The 23,255-nt window shown below is 53.2% G+C and carries 22 protein-coding genes; 3 read left to right on the top strand and 19 right to left on the bottom strand.

Going from position 1 to position 23,255, the window contains the following annotated elements; all coding sequences use genetic code 11:
- The first annotated feature begins 84 nt into the window (after positions 1 to 84).
- Both yfcG and ABVM99_RS14125 read left to right on the top strand, forming a co-directional pair.
- Positions 85 to 732, top strand: a complete 648-nt coding sequence (gene yfcG / locus ABVM99_RS14130) for a GSH-dependent disulfide bond oxidoreductase (RefSeq protein WP_000566563.1) — start codon at positions 85 to 87, stop codon at positions 730 to 732.
- Between the two features lie 125 nt (positions 733 to 857).
- Positions 858 to 1,751: a TIGR01777 family oxidoreductase gene (locus ABVM99_RS14125; protein WP_001166274.1), complete on the top strand. Its 894-nt coding sequence runs from the start codon at positions 858 to 860 to the stop codon at positions 1,749 to 1,751.
- A 51-nt stretch (positions 1,752 to 1,802) separates the two neighbouring features.
- Here the strand turns inward: ABVM99_RS14125 and hisP are convergent, their stop codons facing one another.
- From hisP to ABVM99_RS14075, 10 genes are all read right to left on the bottom strand, one after another.
- A complete protein-coding gene (gene hisP / locus ABVM99_RS14120) occupies positions 1,803 to 2,576 on the bottom strand; it encodes a histidine ABC transporter ATP-binding protein HisP (RefSeq protein ID WP_001293591.1) in 774 nt (257 codons plus the stop codon).
- A 13-nt stretch (positions 2,577 to 2,589) separates the two neighbouring features.
- Complete coding sequence (gene hisM, locus ABVM99_RS14115; RefSeq protein WP_000569771.1) at positions 2,590 to 3,297, bottom strand: histidine ABC transporter permease HisM; 708 nt, start codon at positions 3,295 to 3,297, stop codon at positions 2,590 to 2,592.
- Complete coding sequence (locus ABVM99_RS14110) at positions 3,294 to 3,980, bottom strand: histidine ABC transporter permease HisQ (RefSeq protein ID WP_000965498.1); 687 nt, start codon at positions 3,978 to 3,980, stop codon at positions 3,294 to 3,296. Before ABVM99_RS14110 ends, hisM begins: the two co-directional genes overlap by 4 nt.
- A 180-nt stretch (positions 3,981 to 4,160) precedes the next feature.
- Positions 4,161 to 4,943 (bottom strand): histidine ABC transporter substrate-binding protein HisJ, encoded by a 783-nt coding sequence (gene hisJ, locus ABVM99_RS14105; protein ID WP_000731868.1) that lies wholly within the window; start codon positions 4,941 to 4,943, stop codon positions 4,161 to 4,163.
- 237 nt (positions 4,944 to 5,180) lie between these two features.
- A complete protein-coding gene (gene argT, locus ABVM99_RS14100; protein WP_000754423.1) occupies positions 5,181 to 5,963 on the bottom strand; it encodes a lysine/arginine/ornithine ABC transporter substrate-binding protein ArgT in 783 nt (260 codons plus the stop codon).
- A 288-nt stretch (positions 5,964 to 6,251) separates the two neighbouring features.
- Complete coding sequence (locus ABVM99_RS14095) at positions 6,252 to 6,821, bottom strand: UbiX family flavin prenyltransferase (RefSeq protein ID WP_000825680.1); 570 nt, start codon at positions 6,819 to 6,821, stop codon at positions 6,252 to 6,254.
- Between the two features lie 26 nt (positions 6,822 to 6,847).
- Complete coding sequence (locus tag ABVM99_RS14090; protein WP_000380356.1) at positions 6,848 to 8,254, bottom strand: amino acid permease; 1,407 nt, start codon at positions 8,252 to 8,254, stop codon at positions 6,848 to 6,850.
- Between the two features lie 63 nt (positions 8,255 to 8,317).
- A complete protein-coding gene (locus tag ABVM99_RS14085) occupies positions 8,318 to 9,421 on the bottom strand; it encodes an alanine/ornithine racemase family PLP-dependent enzyme (protein WP_000281907.1) in 1,104 nt (367 codons plus the stop codon).
- Position 9,422: 1 nt separating this feature from the next.
- Positions 9,423 to 10,844, bottom strand: coding sequence for an APC family permease (locus ABVM99_RS14080; protein WP_000072512.1), 1,422 nt, complete (start codon positions 10,842 to 10,844; stop codon positions 9,423 to 9,425).
- A 90-nt stretch (positions 10,845 to 10,934) separates the two neighbouring features.
- The gene (locus ABVM99_RS14075; protein WP_000132306.1) at positions 10,935 to 12,332 is read right to left on the bottom strand and encodes an alanine racemase; all 1,398 of its coding nucleotides are present in this window, start codon (positions 12,330 to 12,332) and stop codon (positions 10,935 to 10,937) included.
- 210 nt (positions 12,333 to 12,542) lie between these two features.
- Between ABVM99_RS14075 and ABVM99_RS14070 the strand changes: the two genes are divergently transcribed.
- A complete protein-coding gene (locus ABVM99_RS14070) occupies positions 12,543 to 13,970 on the top strand; it encodes a sigma-54-dependent Fis family transcriptional regulator (RefSeq protein WP_000168923.1) in 1,428 nt (475 codons plus the stop codon).
- 35 nt (positions 13,971 to 14,005) lie between these two features.
- On the opposite strand, the gene purF is transcribed toward ABVM99_RS14070, so the two are convergent.
- The 9 genes from purF to pdxB form a co-directional block, all read right to left on the bottom strand.
- The gene (gene purF, locus ABVM99_RS14065; protein ID WP_000334205.1) at positions 14,006 to 15,523 is read right to left on the bottom strand and encodes an amidophosphoribosyltransferase; all 1,518 of its coding nucleotides are present in this window, start codon (positions 15,521 to 15,523) and stop codon (positions 14,006 to 14,008) included.
- A 37-nt stretch (positions 15,524 to 15,560) separates the two neighbouring features.
- Complete coding sequence (cvpA, locus tag ABVM99_RS14060) at positions 15,561 to 16,049, bottom strand: colicin V production protein (RefSeq protein ID WP_000262102.1); 489 nt, start codon at positions 16,047 to 16,049, stop codon at positions 15,561 to 15,563.
- Positions 16,050 to 16,359: 310 nt separating this feature from the next.
- Positions 16,360 to 17,034, bottom strand: coding sequence for a cell division protein DedD (dedD, locus tag ABVM99_RS14055; RefSeq protein WP_000157037.1), 675 nt, complete (start codon positions 17,032 to 17,034; stop codon positions 16,360 to 16,362).
- Entirely contained in the window at positions 17,024 to 18,292 is a 1,269-nt protein-coding gene (gene folC / locus ABVM99_RS14050; protein ID WP_023194678.1) for a bifunctional tetrahydrofolate synthase/dihydrofolate synthase, read from the bottom strand. The genes dedD and folC overlap by 11 nt, the downstream gene beginning before the upstream one ends.
- Before the next feature lie 67 nt (positions 18,293 to 18,359).
- On the bottom strand, positions 18,360 to 19,274 hold the full coding sequence (accD, locus tag ABVM99_RS14045; protein WP_000118383.1) for an acetyl-CoA carboxylase, carboxyltransferase subunit beta: 915 nt from the start codon (positions 19,272 to 19,274) through the stop codon (positions 18,360 to 18,362).
- A 149-nt stretch (positions 19,275 to 19,423) separates the two neighbouring features.
- Entirely contained in the window at positions 19,424 to 20,083 is a 660-nt protein-coding gene (locus tag ABVM99_RS14040) for a DedA family protein (RefSeq protein ID WP_000364318.1), read from the bottom strand.
- 48 nt (positions 20,084 to 20,131) lie between these two features.
- Positions 20,132 to 20,944, bottom strand: a complete 813-nt coding sequence (truA, locus tag ABVM99_RS14035) for a tRNA pseudouridine(38-40) synthase TruA (protein WP_000016631.1) — start codon at positions 20,942 to 20,944, stop codon at positions 20,132 to 20,134.
- Positions 20,944 to 21,957, bottom strand: coding sequence for an aspartate-semialdehyde dehydrogenase (locus ABVM99_RS14030; RefSeq protein ID WP_023194679.1), 1,014 nt, complete (start codon positions 21,955 to 21,957; stop codon positions 20,944 to 20,946). The genes truA and ABVM99_RS14030 overlap by 1 nt, the downstream gene beginning before the upstream one ends.
- A 67-nt stretch (positions 21,958 to 22,024) precedes the next feature.
- The gene (gene pdxB, locus ABVM99_RS14025; protein ID WP_052938238.1) at positions 22,025 to 23,161 is read right to left on the bottom strand and encodes a 4-phosphoerythronate dehydrogenase PdxB; all 1,137 of its coding nucleotides are present in this window, start codon (positions 23,159 to 23,161) and stop codon (positions 22,025 to 22,027) included.
- Positions 23,162 to 23,255: the final 94 nt, after the last annotated feature.

The raw sequence follows: 23,255 nt of genomic DNA, 5'->3' as shown, positions 1-23,255 counted from the left end.
GTCACCTGATGAAAACTCACACACATCAGGAGGCTTTCTATACTTAATTCAGCCCAGACTCTTTACGCACATGCAGGAGCCAAAATGATTGACCTTTACTACGCCCCCACGCCCAACGGGCATAAAATAACGCTGTTTCTGGAAGAGGCGGAGCTGGCGTATCGTTTGCTAAAAGTAGATATCAGCAAGGGCAATCAGTTTCGCCCTGATTTTTTGGCTATCTCTCCCAATAATAAAATTCCTGCCATCGTCGATCACGCCCCGGCAGACGGCGGTCAACCGCTTAGTCTTTTTGAATCCGGCGAAATTCTTCTCTACCTGGCGGAAAAAAGCGGCAAACTGCTTAGCGGGGAGCTGCGTGAACGCCATACCACGCTGCAATGGCTGTTCTGGCAGGTCGGCGGGTTAGGGCCGATGCTGGGCCAGAATCATCACTTTAACCATTTTGCGCCGCAGGCCATCCCCTATGCGATTGAACGCTATCAGGTTGAAACGCAACGCTTATACAACGTCCTGAATAAACGCCTGGAAACCTCCCCGTGGCTGGGCGGCGACCACTACAGTATTGCGGATATCGCCAGTTGGCCGTGGGTTAACGCACATCAGCGTCAGCGAATCGATCTTGATACCTACCCGGCGGTGTATAACTGGTTTGAACGCATTCGCACGCGTCCTGCGACAGCGCGCGCACTGTTACAAGCGCAACTGCACTGTAACAGTACGAAAGCGTAACGCGGTAGCATACATCATGTATGATGTAGAGGTGTATACACGGAAAAAACCTGCGTCCGGCACCCTTATTCGTATTAAAAACCTGACATTAGGGAAGAGGAAATCCTCCCTACTCTGGAGGTCATATGCAGATTCTGATTACCGGCGGTACGGGCCTGATAGGGCGTCATCTCATTCCCCGGCTGTTAACACTGGGGCACCAGGTGACGGTTGTTACGCGCAATCCCGATAACGCGCGTCAGATTCTCGATTCCAGAGTGACATTATGGAAAGGGCTGGCGGAACGTGAGCACCTCAATGAGATTGATGCCATCATCAATCTGGCGGGCGAACCGATTGCCGACAAGCGCTGGACGTCGCAACAAAAAGAACGGTTGTGCCAAAGCCGCTGGGCTATCACGCAAAAGTTGGTGGATTTAATTCATGCCAGCGCTACGCCGCCCTCGGTGTTGATATCCGGCTCCGCCACGGGCTATTACGGCGATCTGGGCGATGTTGTCGTCACTGAAGATGAGCCGCCGCACAACGAATTTACGCATAAACTTTGCGCCCGCTGGGAACAGATTGCCTGTCGTGCGCAGAGCGACCAGACCCGCGTCTGCCTGCTGCGTACCGGCGTTGTCCTGGCGCCGCAAGGCGGGATTCTGGGGAAAATGGTTCCGCCGTTTCGCCTCGGACTCGGCGGTCCGGTGGGTAATGGTCGGCAATATCTGGCCTGGATTCACATCGACGATATGGTCAACGGCATCCTGTGGCTGCTGGATAACGATCTTCGCGGTCCCTTCAATATGGTCTCGCCGTATCCCGTCCATAATGAGCATTTTGCTCATGCGCTGGGTCGCGCGCTGCGCCGCCCGGCGATTATTCGCATTCCGGCGACGGCAATTCGCTTATTGATGGGAGAGTCGTCAGTGCTGGTGCTGGGCGGACAGCGGGCGCTGCCAAAACGGCTTGAAGCCGCCGGATTCGCATTTCGCTGGTATGATTTAGAAGAGGCGCTGGCGGATGTGATTCGCTAGTTCCCAAAACGCCGTATCCTGCCCGGTAAGCGATGCGCCGCCGGGCTTCTTTTATTTCAGCGAGCCTTTCAGGAATTGCTGTAAACGCGGGCTTTGCGGATTGCCGAACACCTGCTCCGGATCGCCCTCTTCTTCAATTTTCCCCTGATGCAGAAAAATAACGTGCGAAGAGACATGGCGGGCGAAGCCCATTTCATGCGTGACCACCACCATCGTTTTGCCTTCTTCCGCCAGTTGTTGCATGATGCGCAACACTTCGCCGACCAGTTCAGGATCGAGCGCCGATGTGGGTTCATCGAACAGTAAAACGTCAGGTTCCATCGCCAGCGCGCGCGCAATAGAAACGCGCTGCTGTTGGCCGCCGGAGAGATGGACGGGATATTTGCCCTGAGCGCGCTCATCAATCCCCACCTTCGCCAGATATTTCAACGCCCGCTCGCGCGCGTCGTGCTTGCTTAATCCCAGTACCTGAATCGGCGCTTCCATCACATTTTCCAGCACCGTCATGTGGCTCCAGAGGTTAAAGTGCTGAAACACCATCGTCAGACGGGTACGCAACAAGCGTAGCTGATTTTTATCCGCCACTTTGAGCTGCCCGTCTTTGTCGCGCACCAGATTAATGTTCTGACCGTTCACGATAATCGCGCCTTCGCTCGGTTTTTCGAGGAAGTTAATACAGCGCAAAAAAGTGCTTTTACCGGAGCCGGACGAGCCGATGATGCTAATCACATCTCCGGCGCGGGCCTGCAGCGATACCCCTTTCAGCACTTCATGACCGCCGTAGCGTTTGTGCAAATCGATAACGTGTAATTTATTTTCTGACATCATGTTACTCGAATTATTTAGAGGACACGTGCTGCAACCAGCGTCTTTCCGCCCGACGGAACAGGCTTATCAGGACATACGAAATGAGTAAATACAACACGGCGGCAATGCCAAACGCGGTAAACGGCTGGTAAGTCGCTGAGTTAATATCGCGGGCGATTTTCAACAAATCCGGCACCGTCGCGGTAAACGCCAGCGCCGTAGAGTGCAGCATTAAAATCACTTCGTTGCTGTAGGCAGGCAAGGCGATGCGTAATGCCGACGGCAAAATAATGCAGCGATACATTTTAAATGACGAGAAGCCATAGGCCCGTGCCGCTTCAATTTCACCGTGCGGCACCGAACGAATCGCCCCCGCGAAAATCTCCGTGGTATACGCGCAGGTATTCAGCGTCAGCGCCAGTACGGTACAGTTCAGTCCGCTGCGGAAAAACGCGTTAAGAAGATCGGTGCCTTTGACTATCTCCAGCGTATACATCCCCGAATAGAACACCAGTAGCTGTACGTACAGCGGCGTGCCGCGAAAAATATACGTAAACAGCCAGATGGGAAAACGGATGAATTTATTACTGGAAACGCGACCCACCGCCAGAATCACTGCCAGAAGACCGCCCATCACCACCGACGAAATTAACAACCACAGCGTAATCGCCACGCCGGTAAAACGATAGCCATCCGTCCACAGCAGGGATTTCCAGTACTCCTGAATGATCTCAATCACAAATCGGCCCTCTTCACGCCCACGGAATAGCGACGCTCAAGTAAGAGCAGCACACCATTGGAAACGGTGGTGAATACCAGGTAGATAAGTCCACAGACCACAGCAAAATAGAAAGGCTCCCAGGTGCTTTTACCGGCAAGCTGCGTGGCTTTGACGACATCTTCCAGGCCCAGCAGCGACACCAGCGCCGTCGCTTTGAGTATCACCTGCCAGTTATTGCCGATCCCCGGCAGGGCGTAACGCATCATCGCCGGGAACATAATCCGCCGGAAGGTTTGCCCGTGGGTAAAACCAAAAGCCGTCGCCGCCTCGATATGGCCTTTCGGCACCGCCATAAACGCGCCGCGAAAGGTTTCGGTAAAATAGGCGCCGTAGATGAAACCAAGGGTGATAATACCGGCCACCATCGGATCAATATCTATCTGGTCGATACCCAGCGAATCGGTCACCACGTTAAGCGCGATTTGCAATCCGTAAAATATCAGCAGCATTAAGACCAGATCCGGCACCCCGCGAATCAGGGTGGTGTACCCTTCAAAAATAAGCCCCGTTACCCGGTTTTGCGAAAGCTTCGCCCCCGCGCCGACGAGACCGATAAGCACGGCCAGCACCACGGAACTGAGCGCCAGTTCCAGCGTGACGATCGCGCCCTGTAAAATTACGCCTGAAAACCCGTACAACATGCAGCCTGTCCTGTTGTGTGTGGTGAAGTAAGAAGCCTCTTTTGCATTTTTGCCTCACATCACGCCGGATGGCGGCTGTGCCTTGCCCGACCTACGATGCTCCGTAGGCCTGACATGCACAGCGCCATCAGGCAATGCAGACAGTCAACATTCTTTGGGCTTTATCTGCACCGACGGTGATTAACCGCCATAAACATCAAAATCAAAGTACTTTTTCGCCAGCTTTTCGTAAGTACCGTCAGCACGCATTTCAGCAAAGGCTTTATTCAGCGCTTCGCGCAGCTCGTTATCCTCTTTGCGCAGCCCCATACCGGTTCCTACGCCGAATAACTTCTCATCTTTCACCGCCGGGCCGCCGAATTTATAGTCTTTTCCGACGGGCTGTTTAAGGAAACCTTCGCTGGCCGCGACCTCGTCCTGGAACGCTGCATCAATACGGCCAGCCGTCAGATCGGAATAAATGTTGTCCTGCCCCTGGTAAGAGACGATCTCAATCCCTTTCGGCGCCCAGTGCTCATTGCCGAAGGTCTCCTGCGTCGTCCCCTGTAGCACGCCGACGCGCTTGCCTTTCAGCGACGCGACGGTCGGCTGAATATCAGAGTTCTTCGCCACCACCAGACGGGAATCAGCGGCGTAAAGCTTGTCGGTAAACGCGATTTCCTGCTGGCGCTTTTCAGTGATGGACAGCGAGGACATGATGGCATCAATTTTCTTCGCTTTTAAAGACGGAATCAGCGCATCCAGCGGGTTTTCCACGAACGTACACTGTGTGTTGATACGTTTGCACAGCTCTTTGGCCAGATCGATATCAAAGCCGACCAATTCACCTTGTGCATTTTTGGATTCAAACGGTGCGTATGTAGGATCGGTACCGATACGAATCTTTTGTGGAATAGCGGCAAATGCTGCGGTAGCGCTGGAAAATGCCAGCACCAGAGAAAGGGATAACGCCAGTTTTTTCATAACTATCCTCAACAGACTGTCTTTCCAGGAGATCTTTACAGATCCGATGCGACTATCGTGCCATTAATCAGGCCGACAAGGCAAAGCATTCTACCTTGTCAGCCGGTTTATTTTGCATAAAAATCGATTAAGTATGCATTTATGCGCCTGTTCCGCAACGGCTTATGCACCAAAAAGGTGCAAAACATCTATTTTGCACCGTGATAGTTCCCCAGCGCGGCGCGTTATCCCCTTCCCTCAATCGCCGTAGACATTAAAATCGAAGTACTTTTTGGCCATTTTGTCGTAAGTTCCGTCCTGGCGCAGTTCGGTCAGCGCTTTATCAAACGCGGCTTTTAGCTCGGTATCGTCTTTGCGCAGCCCAACCCCCGTCCCGTCGCCAAAATATTTTTTATCCTTCACGGAAGGACCGGCAAACGCATACTCTTTGCCCGCTGGCTGCTTCAGGAAACCTTCGCTGGCGGCGACTTCATCCTGCAATGCGGCATCCAGACGACCGGCGGTTAAATCGGAATAGATAAGATCCTGGTTGGCATAAGCCACCACATCCACACCTTTAGTGCGCCAGTTATCATTGGCGTAAGCCTCTTGCGTGGACCCTTGCAGCACGCCGACATGCTTGCCTTTCAGCGATTCCAGCGTCGGCTGAATGGGAGACCCTTTTGCCGCAATCAGGCGTGAATCCGCCGCGTAAAGTTTGTCGGAAAACGCGATTTCTTGCTGGCGTTTATCAGTGATAGAGAGCGATGAAATAATGGCATCAATTTTTTTCGCTTTTAGTGAGGGAATAAGCGCATCAAAGTCGCTGGCGACCCAGGTACATTTCACCTGCATACGCTTACACATTTCATTACCGAGATCGATATCAAAGCCAATAAACTCGCCTTTGGCATCTTTTGATGAGAAAGGCGCGTAGGTGGTATCTGTTCCAATACGAACCGTTTGCGGGAGCGCGGCGTAACTGGCCGCCGTCGCGCCCAGACCTATCAGCAAAGACAAAGCGAGAACGGTCTTCTTCATACATACCCCTCAAGTGGCGTCATTTTCTTATGTTTTACGTGGTGTTGTGTGTTTGCAGACTTTTTCATGCAGGTCTTATGCCATTTTCACGTCAGCAAAACGATTCGACGTTAAATTTGTTAATAAAACGTTGCAATATTGTCCTGATGTTGAAGATAGCAGGTATGACGGTTGAACCGCAGCGTTTCGGCGGCTTTTAACGAATTAAATGTTGAGGATATGATCGCGGTTACAAAATTGCCCTGAAACAGGGCAACAGGGACAATAATGCACGCTAAACAGACAACGCTATGCGCCCTGCCAGCGAACAAAAAGATCGTGCGGAAGGGGGATATCAAACTGATCCAAAACTCGGTTAACCGTTTGATTTATAATATCATCTAACGTCTGAGGAAGATGGTAAAAAGCCGGAACCGGCGGCATAATCACCGCGCCTATCTCAGCGGCCTGGGTCATTAAACGCAAATGCCCGATATGCAGCGGCGTTTCGCGCACACACAGCACCAGAGGTCGCCGCTCTTTTAATATCACATCCGCCGCGCGGGTAAGCAGTCCGTCAGTATAACTGTGGACAATCCCCGACAGCGTTTTAATCGAACAGGGCAAGATAACCATTCCCGCCGTCGGGTAAGAGCCCGAGGAAATGCTGGCGGCAATGTCGCGCGCATCGTGCGTCACATCGGCCAGCGCCTGCACCTCGCGCAGCGAAAAATGGGTCTCCAGCGCCAGCGTTTGCCGGGCCGCCTGGCTCATCACCAGATGCGTTTCCACGCTATCGACATCGCGCAAAATTTGTAATAAGCGCACGCCATAAATCGCTCCGCTGGCGCCGCTAATTCCTACAATGAGTCGTTTCATGTTCTCTTACCGTTTACGAGCGCCGTTCATCCCACTGTGTTACGTAATCGGCTCAAAGTGGGTCTGAAGAGATACCATGACAAAAGAATCCCTATCATAAAAGCCAGCTCAACCAACATTATCACTACCCCTTGCTCACTAAACCAGGTGCCGACCATAATGGCAAAATTGGTGATAATGACAAATCGGGCCGTCCAGGGGAAAAGCGGCGATCGATAGCGTAGCAAATCGCTGGCGTACGTTCCATTACGCACCGATTGTCGGAAGCGATACTGGCACCATCCGATGGTTATCCATGCCAGGCAACCCACCTGCCCGGTACTGGCGATCAGATATAAATAAAATTGCTGTGCGGGAATATAGCGGGTCAGCAACGACACCAACGCCAGCAAGGCCGTGATTAAAATAGCATACACCGGCACGCCGCCGCCGTTCGTTTTACCAAAGCAGGCTGGCGCAAAGCGATCGCCCGCCATAGACCACAGCATACGCGAACTGGCGTAAATGGCCGAGTTAGCGGCAGAAACCGCGGCGGAAAAGATCACCAGCGTCATCAGCGTATCCGCCCCCGGAATGCCCGCGTGGGAGAATACCCATACAAAGGGACTTTGTCCATTTGGCGTCAGTTCATGCGGATAGACCAGCGCCAGCACCGCAATCGCCAGGCCGTAAAACAAAATGATTCTGAGACCGATCCCCAGGATCACTTTCGGTAAAATAATGTGCGGCGATTCGGTCTCCCCTGCCGCATTTCCTACCAGTTCCACCCCCTGGAAGGAGTAAATCACGATCGTCATACAGACCACAATTTGCTCCCAACCGTGGGGAAACCACATTCCGTCTGTTTTTAACGTCGGGTGCCAGTCACTATGGCCCATTAGCGAGTAGATCATGACCCCGCCCGCGCAGATAAACAGCACGATCGCGAAGACCTTAATGGCCGAAAGCCAGTATTCGCATTCGCCAAAACTTTTTGCGGAGGTGAGATTGATGGCCGTCAGGATGAGCAGAATCGCCAGACAGAACATATATACCGGAACCGCGGGGAAAAACTGGTGAGCAATAAACCCTGCGGCAGTGAGGTCGGCCGCCAGGGAAAAGACCCAGCTAAACCAGTAAAGCCAGCCAATGGTATAGCTCCAGCAAGGTGACGGCATAAACATCAGCGCGTAATGTTGAAATGAACCGGAGTGAGGAAAGGCGCATGATAATTCGCCAAGACACATCATCGTTGCCAGCATAATGGTTCCGGCAAACAGATAGGCCAGTAAGGTTCCCGCCGGCCCGACGCTGCTTAACGGTTCGGCAATGCCGATAAATAAGCCGGTGCCAATCGTGCCGCCCAGCGACATCATCAGCAGGTGCCGCTTCTTCAGGTTACGCCGCAGACCGCCTTCAGGCTCTGCTGGCGGAGATTGTTGCAGGGTATCCATCGTTACTCCCTGTCTTTCGTGAGGTCAAAGATGCCGCCGCGACATAGCCGCGGCGGTTATGCGTTAACGCGTAAACCTCCAGGCGACGCCTTTGGTCTGGCAGGCCATTAACAGGCCCGTATAATCCAGCTCAAAGCGAACCACATCGCCTACTTTTAGCGACTGACGACAATCTTCAATATCCACCAGCGTATGATCGCTGGTTTGCCCTAAGATAGTGATAGCGTCGTCGCATGGCACACAGTTATCCGACGGCACATCCTGGCGGCCAAATGCCAGCAATGCGCGTCGGCGTATGCCACGATCGACAAAGGTTTTACTTTGTAAAAAGGCATCGACGCCCAGCTCCCCGACCGGGACGGTCGGTTTACTGTTCAGTTCGATGATTTCCGCTTCCAGGATATACATATCGGAACAGGCTTTATCGACCGGTTTTGCGGAGTGGTGAAATTCATTCAGGTATTTCATGTCCACATATTCAATGCCGAATTCATGCAGTCCGCCGATGCGCAGATGATTCAGCCCCTGCGGCCAGATACCTTTATCCAGCAGGTGATAGCTGGTGCAGTTTCCCGCAGAAAGCCGCCGGACAGGAATACCGCTGTCGGCTTCCAGCCGGGCGGCCAGCGCCAGAAAATCCTCGCCATTTTTTACCGTTGGCAACACGGTGCCGTAACAATTAAAGTTGGTGCCCAGCCCATATAATTCCAGACCGGGCAGACCAGTAATCAGAGTCACGGTCTCAAGAATGCGTTGATATTCACCAAACCAGATACCCTCGCGTAAATCGCCCATATCCACCATCAGTAATACCTGATGCGTTTTCCCCTGGCGTTGGGCTTCTTGCGATAATGCCCGTAATACCACCGGCTCGCTATTTAAACTAATATCCGCGTAGCGCACCACATCTTCGATTTCACTCAGACACGGGCTGCGTAACAGGCAGGTCGTACATCCTGTCTCGCGTATTTTTTTCAAATTATAGGTTCGTGATTCAGCAATAACGGTAATTCCGCCGTTGAACACCGCCTGCGCAGTTTCCACGCAGCCGTCAAAAACTTTATTGACAGCCATCACGTCAATACCGCTACTTGCCAGCAGAGCTTTTTCCGTGCGGGCGTTTTCTTCCAGCTTGCGTAGATTTATTTCCAGAACTGGCATATACATTTTATTTTCCTCCCGCCATGCTTAAACGGGCATTACGTTTCTGCGCCCGATGGTAAATGTACTCCGCGACGACAACCGCCAGCACGGCTCCGCCAATAATTTTCCCGGCGTACTGGAAATATCCGCCCATATCAATTTGAGAAGGCGGAATAAATAACAGCGCAACGGCAAAGGCGATAGAAAGAAAGCCCAGCGCGGGTAAAATAGCCGGTAAAACCTTGCCCGGAATTTTAAAACTTCTTGGCGTATCCGGCTGAGTCTTACGTAAACGCCAGAACGCCGGGAACATCACCAGGTAAGGAATAAAATAGGTGATGGTCGTTAGCGCCGTTAACATCCAGTAAGCCGCCGCAACGCTTGGCGAAATAAAAGTCGAAAAACACAGGACCGTGACAATAATCGCCTGTACAGTCAAGGCAAAGGCGGGCGTTTTCCACACCGGATGTAATTTGCCGATTCGGTCCCCCAGCAGATTATCTTCACGCGAGGCTTCCTGGAGCATATAAATCGGCCCCACCAGCCAGGAGTTAATTTGCCCGAGAGCGCCAAAAAACATACAGATGGCCATAACAGGAATTAACCACGGCATATGCAGCGTGTCCGCAGCAGCATGCATAGCCTGCATGACGCCTGCCACGATGTCAGTTTTCCCGGCGGGTAAAAGCGTGTTTAGCGCCCAGGTGCCGACCATATAGATCCCAACGATAACGGCGGCGGAGACGGCCATCGCTCGCGGAAAATCACGCTGTGGATTACGGGTACGCCCGGCAATCATCGGGGCGACCTCCAGTCCGGCAAACGCAAACATCATGCTGGATAAGAAAACGATCGTATCCCAGTGTCCGAGATCCGGAATCCAGTTTTTCGCTGTAGTGTAGTCCGTCTGCATCTGGTGTCCGGTACATAGCCATACCACCGCCAGTAAAATGAGGATGGCGGAGGGAATAAATACGCCGCACCAGGCGCTGATGCTATTAATAATTTTTGTCCATTCCATCCCGCGGATATTCATCAGCGTTAATAGCCAGAAAATTACCGCGGAACCAATACCGATAAATGCTTTATTTTCCGCCAGGCCGCCGCCGATCATATAGCCCAACGCGGTAAAGCCGAATTGCAGCATTAATGGGAAAAACAGTACGCAGGAAAAGAGAAAACAAACCACGACAATCCATGCAATACGTTTACCAAATGCCTCTTTAATCCAGACAAATATCCCGCCATCTTTCGGCCAGCCGGTTGACAGCTCGCCGCATACCATCGCTAAAGGAAAAAACAAGCAGAATGCGGCTATCACCCATAACAACATGGCCGATGCCCCGTAAGGCGCCACGTTAGGGATTTGCCGCAAACTCAGAATAGCGATGACATTCATAAAGACAATGTCTTTGATGCCAAGTAAGCCAGAATTCGTGTTACTCATGGCCATCTCCTGTTATGCATTCAGGCATCACTGCCCTCTTCTTATCATCTGACGACGGGCTTCAGCATGAAACTGAAGCCCAAAACAGTATTAATAAATGTCGTACTTGACCATATCTTCGTAACTGTCTTCCCGACGAATCAGACGCGTCTCACCATTTTTATCGATCATCACCACGCCCGTGCGCGGACGGTTGTTATAAACGGTTTGACTTTCAATGGTGTATGCCCCGGCATCAAGAAACGCGACAATATCGCCAACATGAGTCTCCTTCGGCAGTAAAAACTCTTCACCTTTCACTCCCATGTGGAAATAATCTCCGCCATCACACAGCGGCCCGGCTAATTTTATCCAGGCGTCGTGCGCTGCCGTCATGCGAGAGGCGTTATAGACATAAAAGAACCAGTCAAAATGCTGGCTGTCAGAGAGTACGCTGTAACCAGCGTCGACAAATTTCCATTCAACGTGGCATTCCACATTGCCGTTAAGATCGTAATTTGTTTTACGTTTTTCGCAGGAGACTTCCGTCAGTAAAACCGCCGCCGACCCGGTCACTTTACGTCCCGGTTCAATACATATTTCCACATCGGTACGCCATTTATGCACTTCGCGAATGACCGCATCGGCAAAATCCTGGGCGGTAATACCGGCATACATATTATCTTTTAACGGGTCGCCATTCTCGTCGTCATATTTATAGGGAACCGGAATTCCGCCGCCCACGTTGATCAAATCAAATTTAATACCGAGCACCTCTTCCAGGCGACGGGATTCATCCACCAGCACTTTAGTCGCTTTTGCGAAAGGCTCTGACTCCGGCACCTGATCGCCCACATGCATATGCAAGCCGCGCAAATGCACATAAGGCATCGCCAGAATGCGACGGCAGGTTTCTTCCGCCTGTTCCAGGTCGAGACCCGACTTCGCATGGAAAGCGGTAACCAGTTCCGCATGCGTCGCCGAGGGAACATTCGGCTCTACGCGGACGCAAACATTGGCGACTTTCTTCAGCTTGCGAGAGATGGCATCAATATGTTCCAGCTCATACAGGCTATCAACATTAATAAGATACAGATCGTTGGCGATGGCATACTCCAGATCGGCAGGCTTTTTCACCACGCCGTTGAAGACGATCTGATCGCCGCGAAAGCCTATCTCCAGACACTTGCGAACCTCATATTGTGAGTTTGCCTCCGCGCAAATTCCGGCGTCACGAATGGCTTTCAACACCCCCATGACCGAGCAGGTTTTTGACGCAAAGAAGGTTTTGGTATTTTTATGCGCCGCAAATGCCTGCTGGATTTCATGAATGTTACGAATAATCTCCGGCTCAGAAAACACATAGAACGGCGTGGGGTACTGGCGCGCCAGAGCGTCCAGATCGACCCCTTCAAAACACAAATGACCGTCTTTGTGCTGGAAACGGCGATCGCCGTTGATTACCTGCTCACGTAGCTGGTTGTAATTCTGCATAATCGAGTCAGTCATAACGCCCTCTGCTTAATGTTTATGGTAAAAATCCGCATTCTTTACAGGGATAAGGCAAAAGGCATGCCACTATTTTTTATAAAAATAACCAATTAGTTATAAAAACAAGCTATTTCTCATTTTCGTCATTGAGTTTGTTATTCATCACAACGACGAAAATTCGTCACTTTTATAATGACAACATGAATAATAGATATGAGGAATGCATGTATGGCATCCACCAATCAGGAACTGGCCTCGGCGCTCAGGATGTTTTCCCGCTTTTTCGATTTGATTCATCAGCCGTTGGCCGTCATTAATGAGCGTGGTGAATACGTTTACTACAATCAGGAAAGCGCGGATCTGGACGGCTACAGCATTGAACGGGCAATGGGAAAACATATGCTGGATGTCTATCCGGGCATGAAAGAGACGCAAAGTACGATGCTTTCATCGTTAAAAAAAGGCGTGGAATACATTGGCCATTATCAAATTTATTACAATGCGCGAGGCCAGGCCGTTGACTATCAGCACACCACCGCGCCGCTCTATGCAAGCGATGGCGGCATGGTCGGCGTTATCGAAATCGGCAGGAATATGTCCGGCGTCAGGCGGCTCCAGGAGCAGGTGGTAGAACTGAACCAACTGCTGTATGCCGATCACCATGAGAAGCACCATGCCATTATTACCGAAAACCCGGAAATGCTCAGTAATATCGCCAAAGCCAAACGGCTGGCCGCCAGTAATATTCCGGTGACGATTGTCGGGGAGACGGGTACGGGTAAGGAGCTATTTTCCCGCCTGATACATCAATGCAGCAAGCGGGCGAATAAACCCTTCATCGCCCTGAACTGCGGCGCTCTACCGCCTACGCTTATCGAAAGTACGCTTTTCGGCACCGTGCGCGGCGCCTATACCGGCGCGGAAAATAGCCAGGGCTATCTGGAGTTGGCAAACGGGGGAACGCTCTTTCTTGATGAGCTGAACGCCATGCCGATAGAAATGCAAAGTAAGCTGCTGCGATTCTTGCAGGATAAAACCTTCTGGCGGCTCGGCGGACAACAGCAACTCCACTCTGATGTCAGGATCGTTGCCGCCATGAACGAAGCGCCCGTCAAATTAATTCAACAAGAACGCCTGCGGGCGGATCTTTTTTATCGGTTGAGCGTCGGAATGTTGACGTTACCGCCGCTGCGCGCCCGCCCGGAAGATATTCCCTTACTGGCGAATTATTTTATTGATAAATACCGTAATGATGTGCCGCAGGACATTCACGGACTAAGCGAGACGGCGCGTGCTGATCTGCTCAATCACGCCTGGCCGGGTAATGTCAGGATGCTGGAAAACGCGATTGTACGCAGCATGATCATGCAGGAAAAAGACGGGCTGCTGAAACACATCATTTTTGAACAGGACGAGTTAAATTTAGGCGTACCGGAAACCGCGCCGGAAAATCCCCTTCCCTCGTCACCCGATCCGCAGTATGAAGGGTCGCTGGAGGCACGGGTTGCCAACTACGAAAGGCATTTAATAGAAACCGCGCTGGATACGCATCAGGGGAATATTGCCGCCGCGGCCCGCAGCCTTAACGTATCGCGCACCACGTTACAGTACAAAGTACAAAAATACGCTATTCGCTTCGGCGTGGTGCGTAATTGACATCGGCCAGCGGCATCGCGCCGCTGGCAAAGCCATTAGCCTTCGTTATGCATTTCCAGGTTTTCCATTTCGTTCTGGAACAGCACCGCTTTGGCGTCGTCATTACGTAATGAATCCAGGAAGTCGAGGTATTGCTGGTCTACGTCTTTGGTGACATATACCCCGTTAAATACCGAACATTCAAACTGCTGGATATCCGGGTTTTCCGCGCGTACGGCTTCGATCAGATCGTTCAGATCCTGGAAGATAAGCCCGTCTGCGCCGATGATCTGACGAATCTCATCCACCTCGCGACCATGCGCGATCAGCTCATTGGCGGTCGGCATATCAATGCCATAGACGTTGGGGAAACGAATTTCCGGCGCGGCGGACGCCAGATAAACCTTCTTCGCGCCGGCTTCCCGGGCCATCTCGATGATCTGCTCTGATGTGGTGCCACGCACGATGGAATCATCCACCAGCAGGACGTTCTTATCGCGGAATTCCGCGCGATTAGCATTGAGCTTACGGCGCACGGATTTACGGCGTAGCTGTTGACCCGGCATGATAAAGGTACGTCCCACGTAACGATTTTTGACAAATCCCTGGCGGTACGGCTTGCCGAGAATACGGGCAATTTCCAGGGCGATATCGCAGGAGGTTTCCGGGATAGGGATCACGACGTCGATGTCCAGATCTTCCCATTCACGAGCGATTTTTTCGCCAAGTTTGGTGCCCATATTCACACGAGCGCTGTAGACGGAGATTTTGTCGATAAAGGAGTCCGGGCGAGCAAAATAAACGTACTCGAACAGACAGGGGTTACTGACCGGATTATCCGCGCACTGGCGCGTGAACAGTTGCCCCTTTTCGGTAATATAGATAGCTTCGCCTGGCGCGACATCGCGCAGAAACTCAAAGCCCAGCGTATCCAGCGCCACGCTTTCAGAAGCGACCATATACTCCGTACGACCATCGCCAACGTCACGCTTGCCCAGCACTAACGGGCGAATGCCGTGCGGATCGCGAAAAGCCACCATGCCGTGGCCGATAATCATCGCCACGCAGGCATAAGCGCCGCGGATTTGACGGTTAGTCGCGGCAATCGCGGCAAAAATATTGTCGGCTTCCAGCGGATAGTGACGGAAGTTGTCGAGCTCGCTGGCGAAAATATTGAGCAGGATTTCGGAATCGGAGGTGGTGTTGATATGACGGCGCTTTTCTTCAAACAGCTTTTTACGTAGCTCGTGCGCGTTAGTCAGGTTGCCATTATGGGCCAACGTGATGCCATACGGCGAGTTAACGTAAAAAGGTTGCGCTTCGGAAGCGCTGGAGCTGCCTGCGGTAGGGTAGCGCACATGGCCGATTCCCATGTTGCCCTGCAAACGCTGCATGTGGCGAGCTTCAAAAATATCGTTCACCAGCCCGTTTGCCTTACGCAAGCGGAAGCAGTTATTCGCATCAATGGTGATGATACCGGCAGCATCCTGACCACGATGCTGGAGCACTGTTAACGCGTCATAAATCGACTGGTTGACCGGCATAACACCGGCGATACCGACAATACCGCACATACGTCATTTTCCTCGTTAAGCCACATCTCAGAACCCGTTACGTCCTGGGCAAGAAACTCGACGAGCTTTGCAGATAGTCAAAGAACCATCTGATGATGAAGCTGAACTGCGGGATGAGCTGCGATTTGCTCCAGTCTTCGCTTTTCGACAAGCCGGTAAAGGTATCAAGGAAGAACAGAATGGCGGCGACAATCAGCGCGCCTCGCAGTGCGCCGAAACAGATCCCCAACACCCGGTCAGTTCCCGACAGGCCGGTCTTTTCTACTAGCTGACCTATCACAAAATTCACGATAGCGCCGACGATAAGCGTCGCGATAAACAGTACCGCGATAGCAATCCCATTACGAACCAGTTCGTCTTCAAAGCCCGTAAACCAGACAGACAGGTAAGTGTAGTAGTGACTGGCGACAAAGAAAGCACAGCCCCACGTCACCAGCGATAACGCTTCACGAACAAAGCCGCGGATCAGGCTAACCAGACAGGAAAAAGCAATCACCGCGATAATGGCGTAATCAATCCAGACCATAGATGTCCCACGATTTTACGCCCTGTCGTCCTGTTCGGGGCGCATTCTAACAGAAAAAGAAAACGTTTGCGTAGGGATTTCCTTCCCACGCGTAAATAAAAATGGCGCTGAAAAAATATTCAACGCCATCACACTTTTTATCTCTTCGGGCACGACCAGAAGAGCTGCCATCGGCCTGATAAGCGCAGGATACCAGGTTTATTCCTTCTGCCGGATGACGGCGTAAACGCCTTATCCAGCCTACAGAACTTCGGCTATTACCAGGTGAACACCGTAGGCCTTAACGCTGCGCGCTCAGGCAAAACGCGCCTTAGTTCGGGCTATATCCCATCACCACGCCGCTTAACCCGGAAATCTGCTTGAGCTCGCCAAGCGATCCTTTCATCTTATCTTTCGACGCATCCGGCCCGACGAGAATACGGGTTATTTTACCCTGTACCGGCGTTGAGGGGGAAGTATAAACCCGGAACCCGGCGGAACGAAGCTTGCCGACTATCTCGTTGACTTTATCCGCGTTTTTCAGCGCGCCCAACTGTACGACATAGGCTTTGCCGGTCGGCGCAGGTTTATCGTCGGCGACTGGTTGCGGCGCGGGCGTCGGCGTGGAAGCGGCGACAACCGGCTGTTGCGGTTTAGGCTGCGGCTTCGGCTTTTCAACCGGCTTCGGTTTAGGCGTCTCCACCGGTATCGGATCAAGCTCAACATTGTTAGACGCCATGCGCGACGGGTCCAGAGACGGCGCTGCCGCATCTCCCGCCCGCACCTCTTCAGCCGCCCCTTCCGGCGGCTGTGTCGGCAGCGCCTGCGTTGCGGCAGGCATCATATCCGGCTCATCGCGGTCGCCAGGCTTCGGTACCAGTGGAATCGCAGCAAATTCATCCTGATAATGCTTTTTCTGTCCGTCCAGCAGACCGGGAAGCACAATAACCCCCAGCGCGACTAACACAATCGTGCCGACTAAACGATTCTGAAACTTACTCGCCACCGATTCTCCCCGCGTCTATCACTTCCATAACATGTGCGACGGTGTGGAACGATCCGCACACCAGCACGGTATCTTCTGGCTGCGCCGCGTCGATAGCGGCCTGCCATGCCTGCGCGACGCTATCATAGACATTCCCTTTCCCCAGATGTTCCAGAAGTTGTTCCGCCGTCGCGCCGCGCGGCCCCTCTAACGGAGCACAATACCAGTCGTCAACCACGCTTTTCAACCAGGCTAACGTGCCGGCGATATCTTTATCATGCAGCATACCAATCACCGCAAGCACGCGCCCGCGTTTCGGCAACATTTTCAGACGACCCGTCAGGTATTCCGCCGCGTGGGGATTATGGGCGACATCAAAGATAACGCGCGGCGACTCACTCACGATTTGAAAACGTCCCGGCAAGGTAGCCTGCGCAATACCGTCGCGAATCGCCTGCTCATCAATGTTCAACCTGCTGGCGCGCAGCGCGGCCAGAGCGGTGGCGGCATTCGGCTGAGGAACCTGCGGCAACGGCAGCCCGACAAGCGTGCCGTCGCCATCGGTAAACGCCCAGTGGGTCGCTGTCACCTCATAACGCCAGTCAACGCCGCGACGCCGCAACAGCGCGCCGGTCTCCTGCGCGACATCCGCGATGGTTGCCGGCATTTCCGGTTCGCCGACGATAGCGGTTTTTTCCGCACGAAAAATCCCGGCCTTCTCGCGGCCGATACTTTCGCGATCCGGCCCCAGCCAGTCAGTATGGTCAAGCGCGATGCTGGTAATTACCGCTACATCGGCATCCACAATGTTCGTGGCGTCCAGGCGCCCGCCCAACCCGACCTCCAGAATCACCACGTCAAGGTTAGCCTGTTTAAACAGCCACAATGCCGACAACGTACCATATTCAAAATAGGTCAATGAAATATCGCCGCGCGCCGCTTCTATTTCCGCAAAGGACGCGGTATGCGCGGATTCCGCTAATTCTTTCCCCTGCACGCGCACGCGCTCGGTGTAACGTACCAGATGAGGCGAACTATAGACGCCCACACGGTATCCCGCCGCGATTAACACCGACTCCAGCGTTCGACAGGTCGTACCTTTACCGTTGGTTCCCGCAACGGTAAAAACGAACGGCGCAGGCTTGAGGATGTCCAGACGCGCTGCCACCTGGCTTACGCGCTCAAGGCCTAAATCGATACTCTTGCTGTGCAGGTTTTCCAGATAAGAAAGCCACGAGGCCAGGGGCGACGCAGCTTGAGGTATAGATTTGTTTTTCATTGATTCCGCTGCTTCTTTACGGTGAAAAGCAAAAGGGCAGAGCCTGCGGCCCTGCCCTTTTCAGTTATCAGGCCTCAGACTCCTGATCCGGCGCCGGAGGCACCACCACGCCTTCACGCGGGGCGTCCGGGTTCGGCGCGGGCAGATTCATCAGCTTCGCCAGAATGCTCGCCAGCTTCAGGCGCATTTCCGGGCGGCGGACTATCATATCAATAGCGCCTTTTTCGATCAGGAACTCACTGCGCTGGAATCCTGGCGGCAGTTTTTCGCGAACGGTCTGTTCGATAACGCGCGGGCCGGCGAAGCCAATCAGGGCTTTTGGCTCGGCGATGTTGAGATCGCCCAGCATCGCAAAACTGGCGGAAACGCCGCCCATTGTCGGATCGGTCAATACCGAGATGTAGGGCAGACCACGTTCCTGCATTTTAGCCAGCGCCGCCGAGGTTTTCGCCATCTGCATCAGCGACATCAGCGCTTCTTGCATACGCGCGCCGCCGGAAGCAGAGAAACACACTAACGGACAGTTATCTTCCAGCGCCTGTTCAACGGCGCGAACGAAGCGTGCGCCAACGACAGACCCCATTGAGCCGCCCATGAACGCGAATTCAAACGCGGCGGCGACAACCGGCATACCGTGAAGCGTCCCTTTCATGACCACCAGCGCGTCTTTCTCGCCGGTTTCTTTCTGCGCGGACGCCAGTCTGTCTTTATATTTTTTGGAGTCGCGGAACTTGAGCACGTCTTTTGGCTCCAGCTCGCTACCCAACTCCACAAGGGAACCTTCATCTAACAGGCTATGCAGGCGATTGCGCGCCGACATGCGCATATGATGGTCACACTTAGGACAGACCTCAAGATTACGTTCCAGCTCAGCGCGGTATAAAACCTGACCGCAGCTATCACACTTGGTCCACACCCCTTCAGGAATGCTTGCCTTGCGGGTGGGAGTAATGTTGCTTTTAATTCGTTCAATCCAGCTCATTGGTGACCTTTCTGCCTGAACCTTAGTCAGCTTTATTATAAGGGGCGCATAATGCCATTTTTGCCCCCAACAGACCATGAATGTTGCACATTAAAACATAACAGCCCGAAACTTTGGATAAAAAAGTGGTCGAACCGCTGAGTTACTTTCTATTTTGCGGCACGCGACGCAGCGCGCTTATGCCGAACAATCTCAATGACGCCAGGTAATATCGAAACCACGATAATCCCCACAATCAGCAGCTTAAGGTTATCCTGAATCAACGGTATCGTACCGAAGAAATAACCGGCGTAGGTAAAGAGCAGTACCCACAGCAGCGCACCGATGACGTTATAAGCGGCAAAATGTCGATAGGACATGTGCCCCATCCCTGCCACAAACGGCGCAAAGGTTCTGACGATCGGCACGAAGCGAGCGAGAATGATAGTTTTACCGCCGTGTTTTTCATAAAACTGGTGGGTTTTATCCAGATAACTGCGGCGGAAAATTTTCGAATTCGGATTACTGAACAGTTTTTCGCCGAACAGTCGACCAATCGTGTAATTTACCGCATCGCCGACAATTGCGGCGATCAGCATTAACGCCACCATGACATGCACATTGAGATCGTTGGTTTCCAGCGAAGCCAGCGCCCCGGCGACAAACAGCAGCGAGTCGCCCGGCAGGAACGGCGTGACGACCAGGCCGGTTTCACAAAACAGAATCAAAAACAAAATAGCGTACACCCAGACGCCGTACTCCGCGACCAGCTCCGCCAGATGCACATCGATGTGCAGAATAAAATCAATAATAAAGTAGATCAGGTCCATATTTGTCTTTGCCTTTCTACCCGACACGTTTCGGGTGTACGATTCGGATTAGTCCGCCAGAAATAGCGGGCCCATTGGCGGTTTTGGAAGGTCAAACCGGTCAGGGTAATCCACCGCAACCAAATATAGCCCCTCCGCCTTCGCCGTTGCCGCCGCCAGCGTTCTGTCCCTGGCCGCTAACAGCTCTGCGATCCAGCTCTCCGGCTGGTTGTGAGCGCCTACTTCCAGCAGGCTGCCGACAATATTCCTGACCATATGATGAACAAAGGCATTCGCTTTGATATCGACCACCACATAAGGGCCGTGGCGGGTAACGTTGATGTGCATCACATTACGCCACGGCGTGCGCGACTGGCACTGCACCGCGCGAAACGAGGTAAAATCATTTTCGCCAAGCAGACACTGCGCCGCGCGATGCATCCGCTCTGCATCCAGCGGCTCATAGTAATGCGTCACGCCTTTTGCTAACACCGCAGGACGCAGTCGATGATTGTAGATGATATAGCGATAACGGCGAGCCGTAGCGCTAAATCGCGCGTGAAAATCATCCGGTACAGTTTTCACCCAACGCACGGCAATGTCACCAGGCAAATTCGCATTTACCCCCAGCGTCCATGCCGCATCTTTGCGCAATGCGGTCGTTTCGAAATGGACAACCTGCCCGGTGCCGTGAACGCCGGCATCGGTGCGCCCGGCGCAGAACACGTTAATAGGTTCATTTGCCACCTGCGAGAGCGCTTTTTCCAGCTTTTCCTGCACGCTGCGCACTTCATTCTGACGCTGCCAGCCATAATACTTGCTGCCGTCGTACTCAATACCCAGCGCAATTTTATAGACCGGCGATGATTGCTGTCCGGACATCAGTACAGATACTCCTGCACCAGCTTCTCCGCAATTTTAACGGCCATCAGCGCGCCGCCGAAACGCACGTTGTCCGCCACTGACCAGAACTGAATTTGTTCCGGCATACCGTAATCATTATGCACACAGCCAATAGAGAGCTGTGGATTGCCGGAAGCGTCGCCCACCTGCGTCGGGTAATCCGTCTCTTCTGACAGTACGATATCTTCACCGCGGGAAAATGCCTCGCGCGCCTCTTCCGCCGCCAGCGGACGGAGCGCTTCAAAGCTCACCATCTGCGCATGGCCATAGAACACCGGCGACTGCACGACACTGGCGGAGATCATCACGCCATCGTCCTGCAAAATTTTACGCACTTCATCGACGATACGACGTTCCTGGCGCACGCTGCCTTCACGATCCGGCAGCAGCGGCAGCATATTGAACGCCAACTGGCGGCCAAAGAAATCATCTTCATCAATCGGTATGCCGTTAAGCAGCTTCGCACTCTGTCCGGCCAGCGCATCGACCGCTTTTTTCCCCTGTGCGGACGCTGATAACATACTGGTGACGGCGATGCGCGACAGTCCCCCCTGATCGATTAACGGCTTGAGCGCCGCCAGCAGTTGACTGGTCAGACTATCGGCGATCGCAATCACGTTACGGTTACGGTAATCCGCCAGTACATACGGGTTAACTTCCGGCACGACCAGCGGCACATCAGGCTCCAGCGCGAACAGACCGCTGGAATCTATCACCAGGCAACCTGCATTAGTCGCGTCGTCTATCCAGGCAGCCGATGCCTCTGCGCCGGCAACGAAAAACGCCAACTGCGCCTGCGTCCAGTCAAAGTCCGCCGCATCCTGGACAATGACCGACTTGCCACCAAAACGGAGGTGCTCGCCCGCGCTTTCATGACGCGCCAACGCATAAATTTCACCGACCGGGAACTGGCGTTCAGCCAGTGTTTCAAGCAGGGCTTCGCCTACGGCGCCCGTTGCGCCCAGAATGGCAATGTTCCAGCCTTCAGACATGGTGATTTACTCCAGAAATACATAAGCGTCCCTGTCGCATTATTCGACAGGGAGCATTAAGAAGACATTAATGTGCCGGGTGATGAACAGCGTTAAAACCTAGCTTACACAGCAAGGCGGCTGCCGTTTCGTCGTCACACATCACGTATAAAGACGACCATTCACGGCGCTCAAGATAATTTTTACGCAATTTATCAAATTCACCCGGAATTCCAGCGACTTTACGCAGCGGCGCATCGTCGCGGCGCACATCATACACCAAATGCGCCAGTCTTTTCAGCGTCGGTTGATCCAGCGGGCCGTGAAGCGTAATACGACCAAACTCAGGCGCAGGCAGTAATGTCTCCAGCGCGACACGCTGCTCGCGGCCAATAAACGCGCTATACGCCTCAAAGACCTGGGTGGTGCCGCGCGCTTTGCCTTCCAGCGTATAGCCGGCAATATGCGACGTGCCGATATCCACGGCTTCCAGTAGCGCGACGTTAAGATCCGGTTCGCCCTCCCACACATCAAGCACCACGCTCAGCGGCTGCCCGGCATGGAGTCGCGCCAGCAATGCGGCGTTATCCACCACCGGACCGCGGCAGGCGTTAATGAGAATGGCGCCGGGTTTCAGTCGACGGATCAGCGTCTCATCGGCCAGATGCAGCGTTTTGTACGGTCCGTCTTTATAGAGCGGCGTATGGAAAGTCAGGACATCCGCTTCCTGCACCAGCTCATCCAGCGTACGAAAATCACCCTCGTCCCCGCGTGCGGCGCGTGGCGGATCGCACAGCAACGTGCGGATACCCAACGCTTCAAGCCTGGTCTGTAGCCGGCTTCCGACGTTACCCACGCCGACAATCCCTATAGTGCGATCGCGTAACGAAAAGCCGTCACGTTCGGCCAGCATCAACAGCGCGGAAAACACATACTCCACCACGGCGATAGCATTACAGCCGGGCGCGGCTGAAAAACCGATGCCCGCCTGCTTCAGCCATGCCTCATCCACATGATCGGTGCCTGCCGTAGCAGTACCAACGAAGTTAATCGGCGTGCCGCTCAGCAGCGATTCATTCACTTTCGTGACCGAACGCACCATTAACGCATCGGCATGGTTCAATTCTTCAACGGGGATCGGGCGACCCGGCACTGCCTTTACCTCACCCAGGCGGCTAAATAATTCGCGGGCGTAAGGCATATTTTCATCAACGAGAATTTTCACGACTGTCGTACCTGTTTGAGAACGAGAGTTAACCGGACAAGTGTGCCATAATCTGGCCGCCAGGCATATATTGCTCAGATTTATGGTTAAAGGA

This window comes from Salmonella sp. SJTUF15591 (assembly GCF_043356435.1).
Taxonomy (GTDB): Bacteria; Pseudomonadota; Gammaproteobacteria; order Enterobacterales; family Enterobacteriaceae; genus Salmonella; species Salmonella enterica.
The sequence above is the reverse complement of the archived record's forward strand: the minus strand, read 5'-3'. Positions and strand labels throughout refer to the sequence as shown.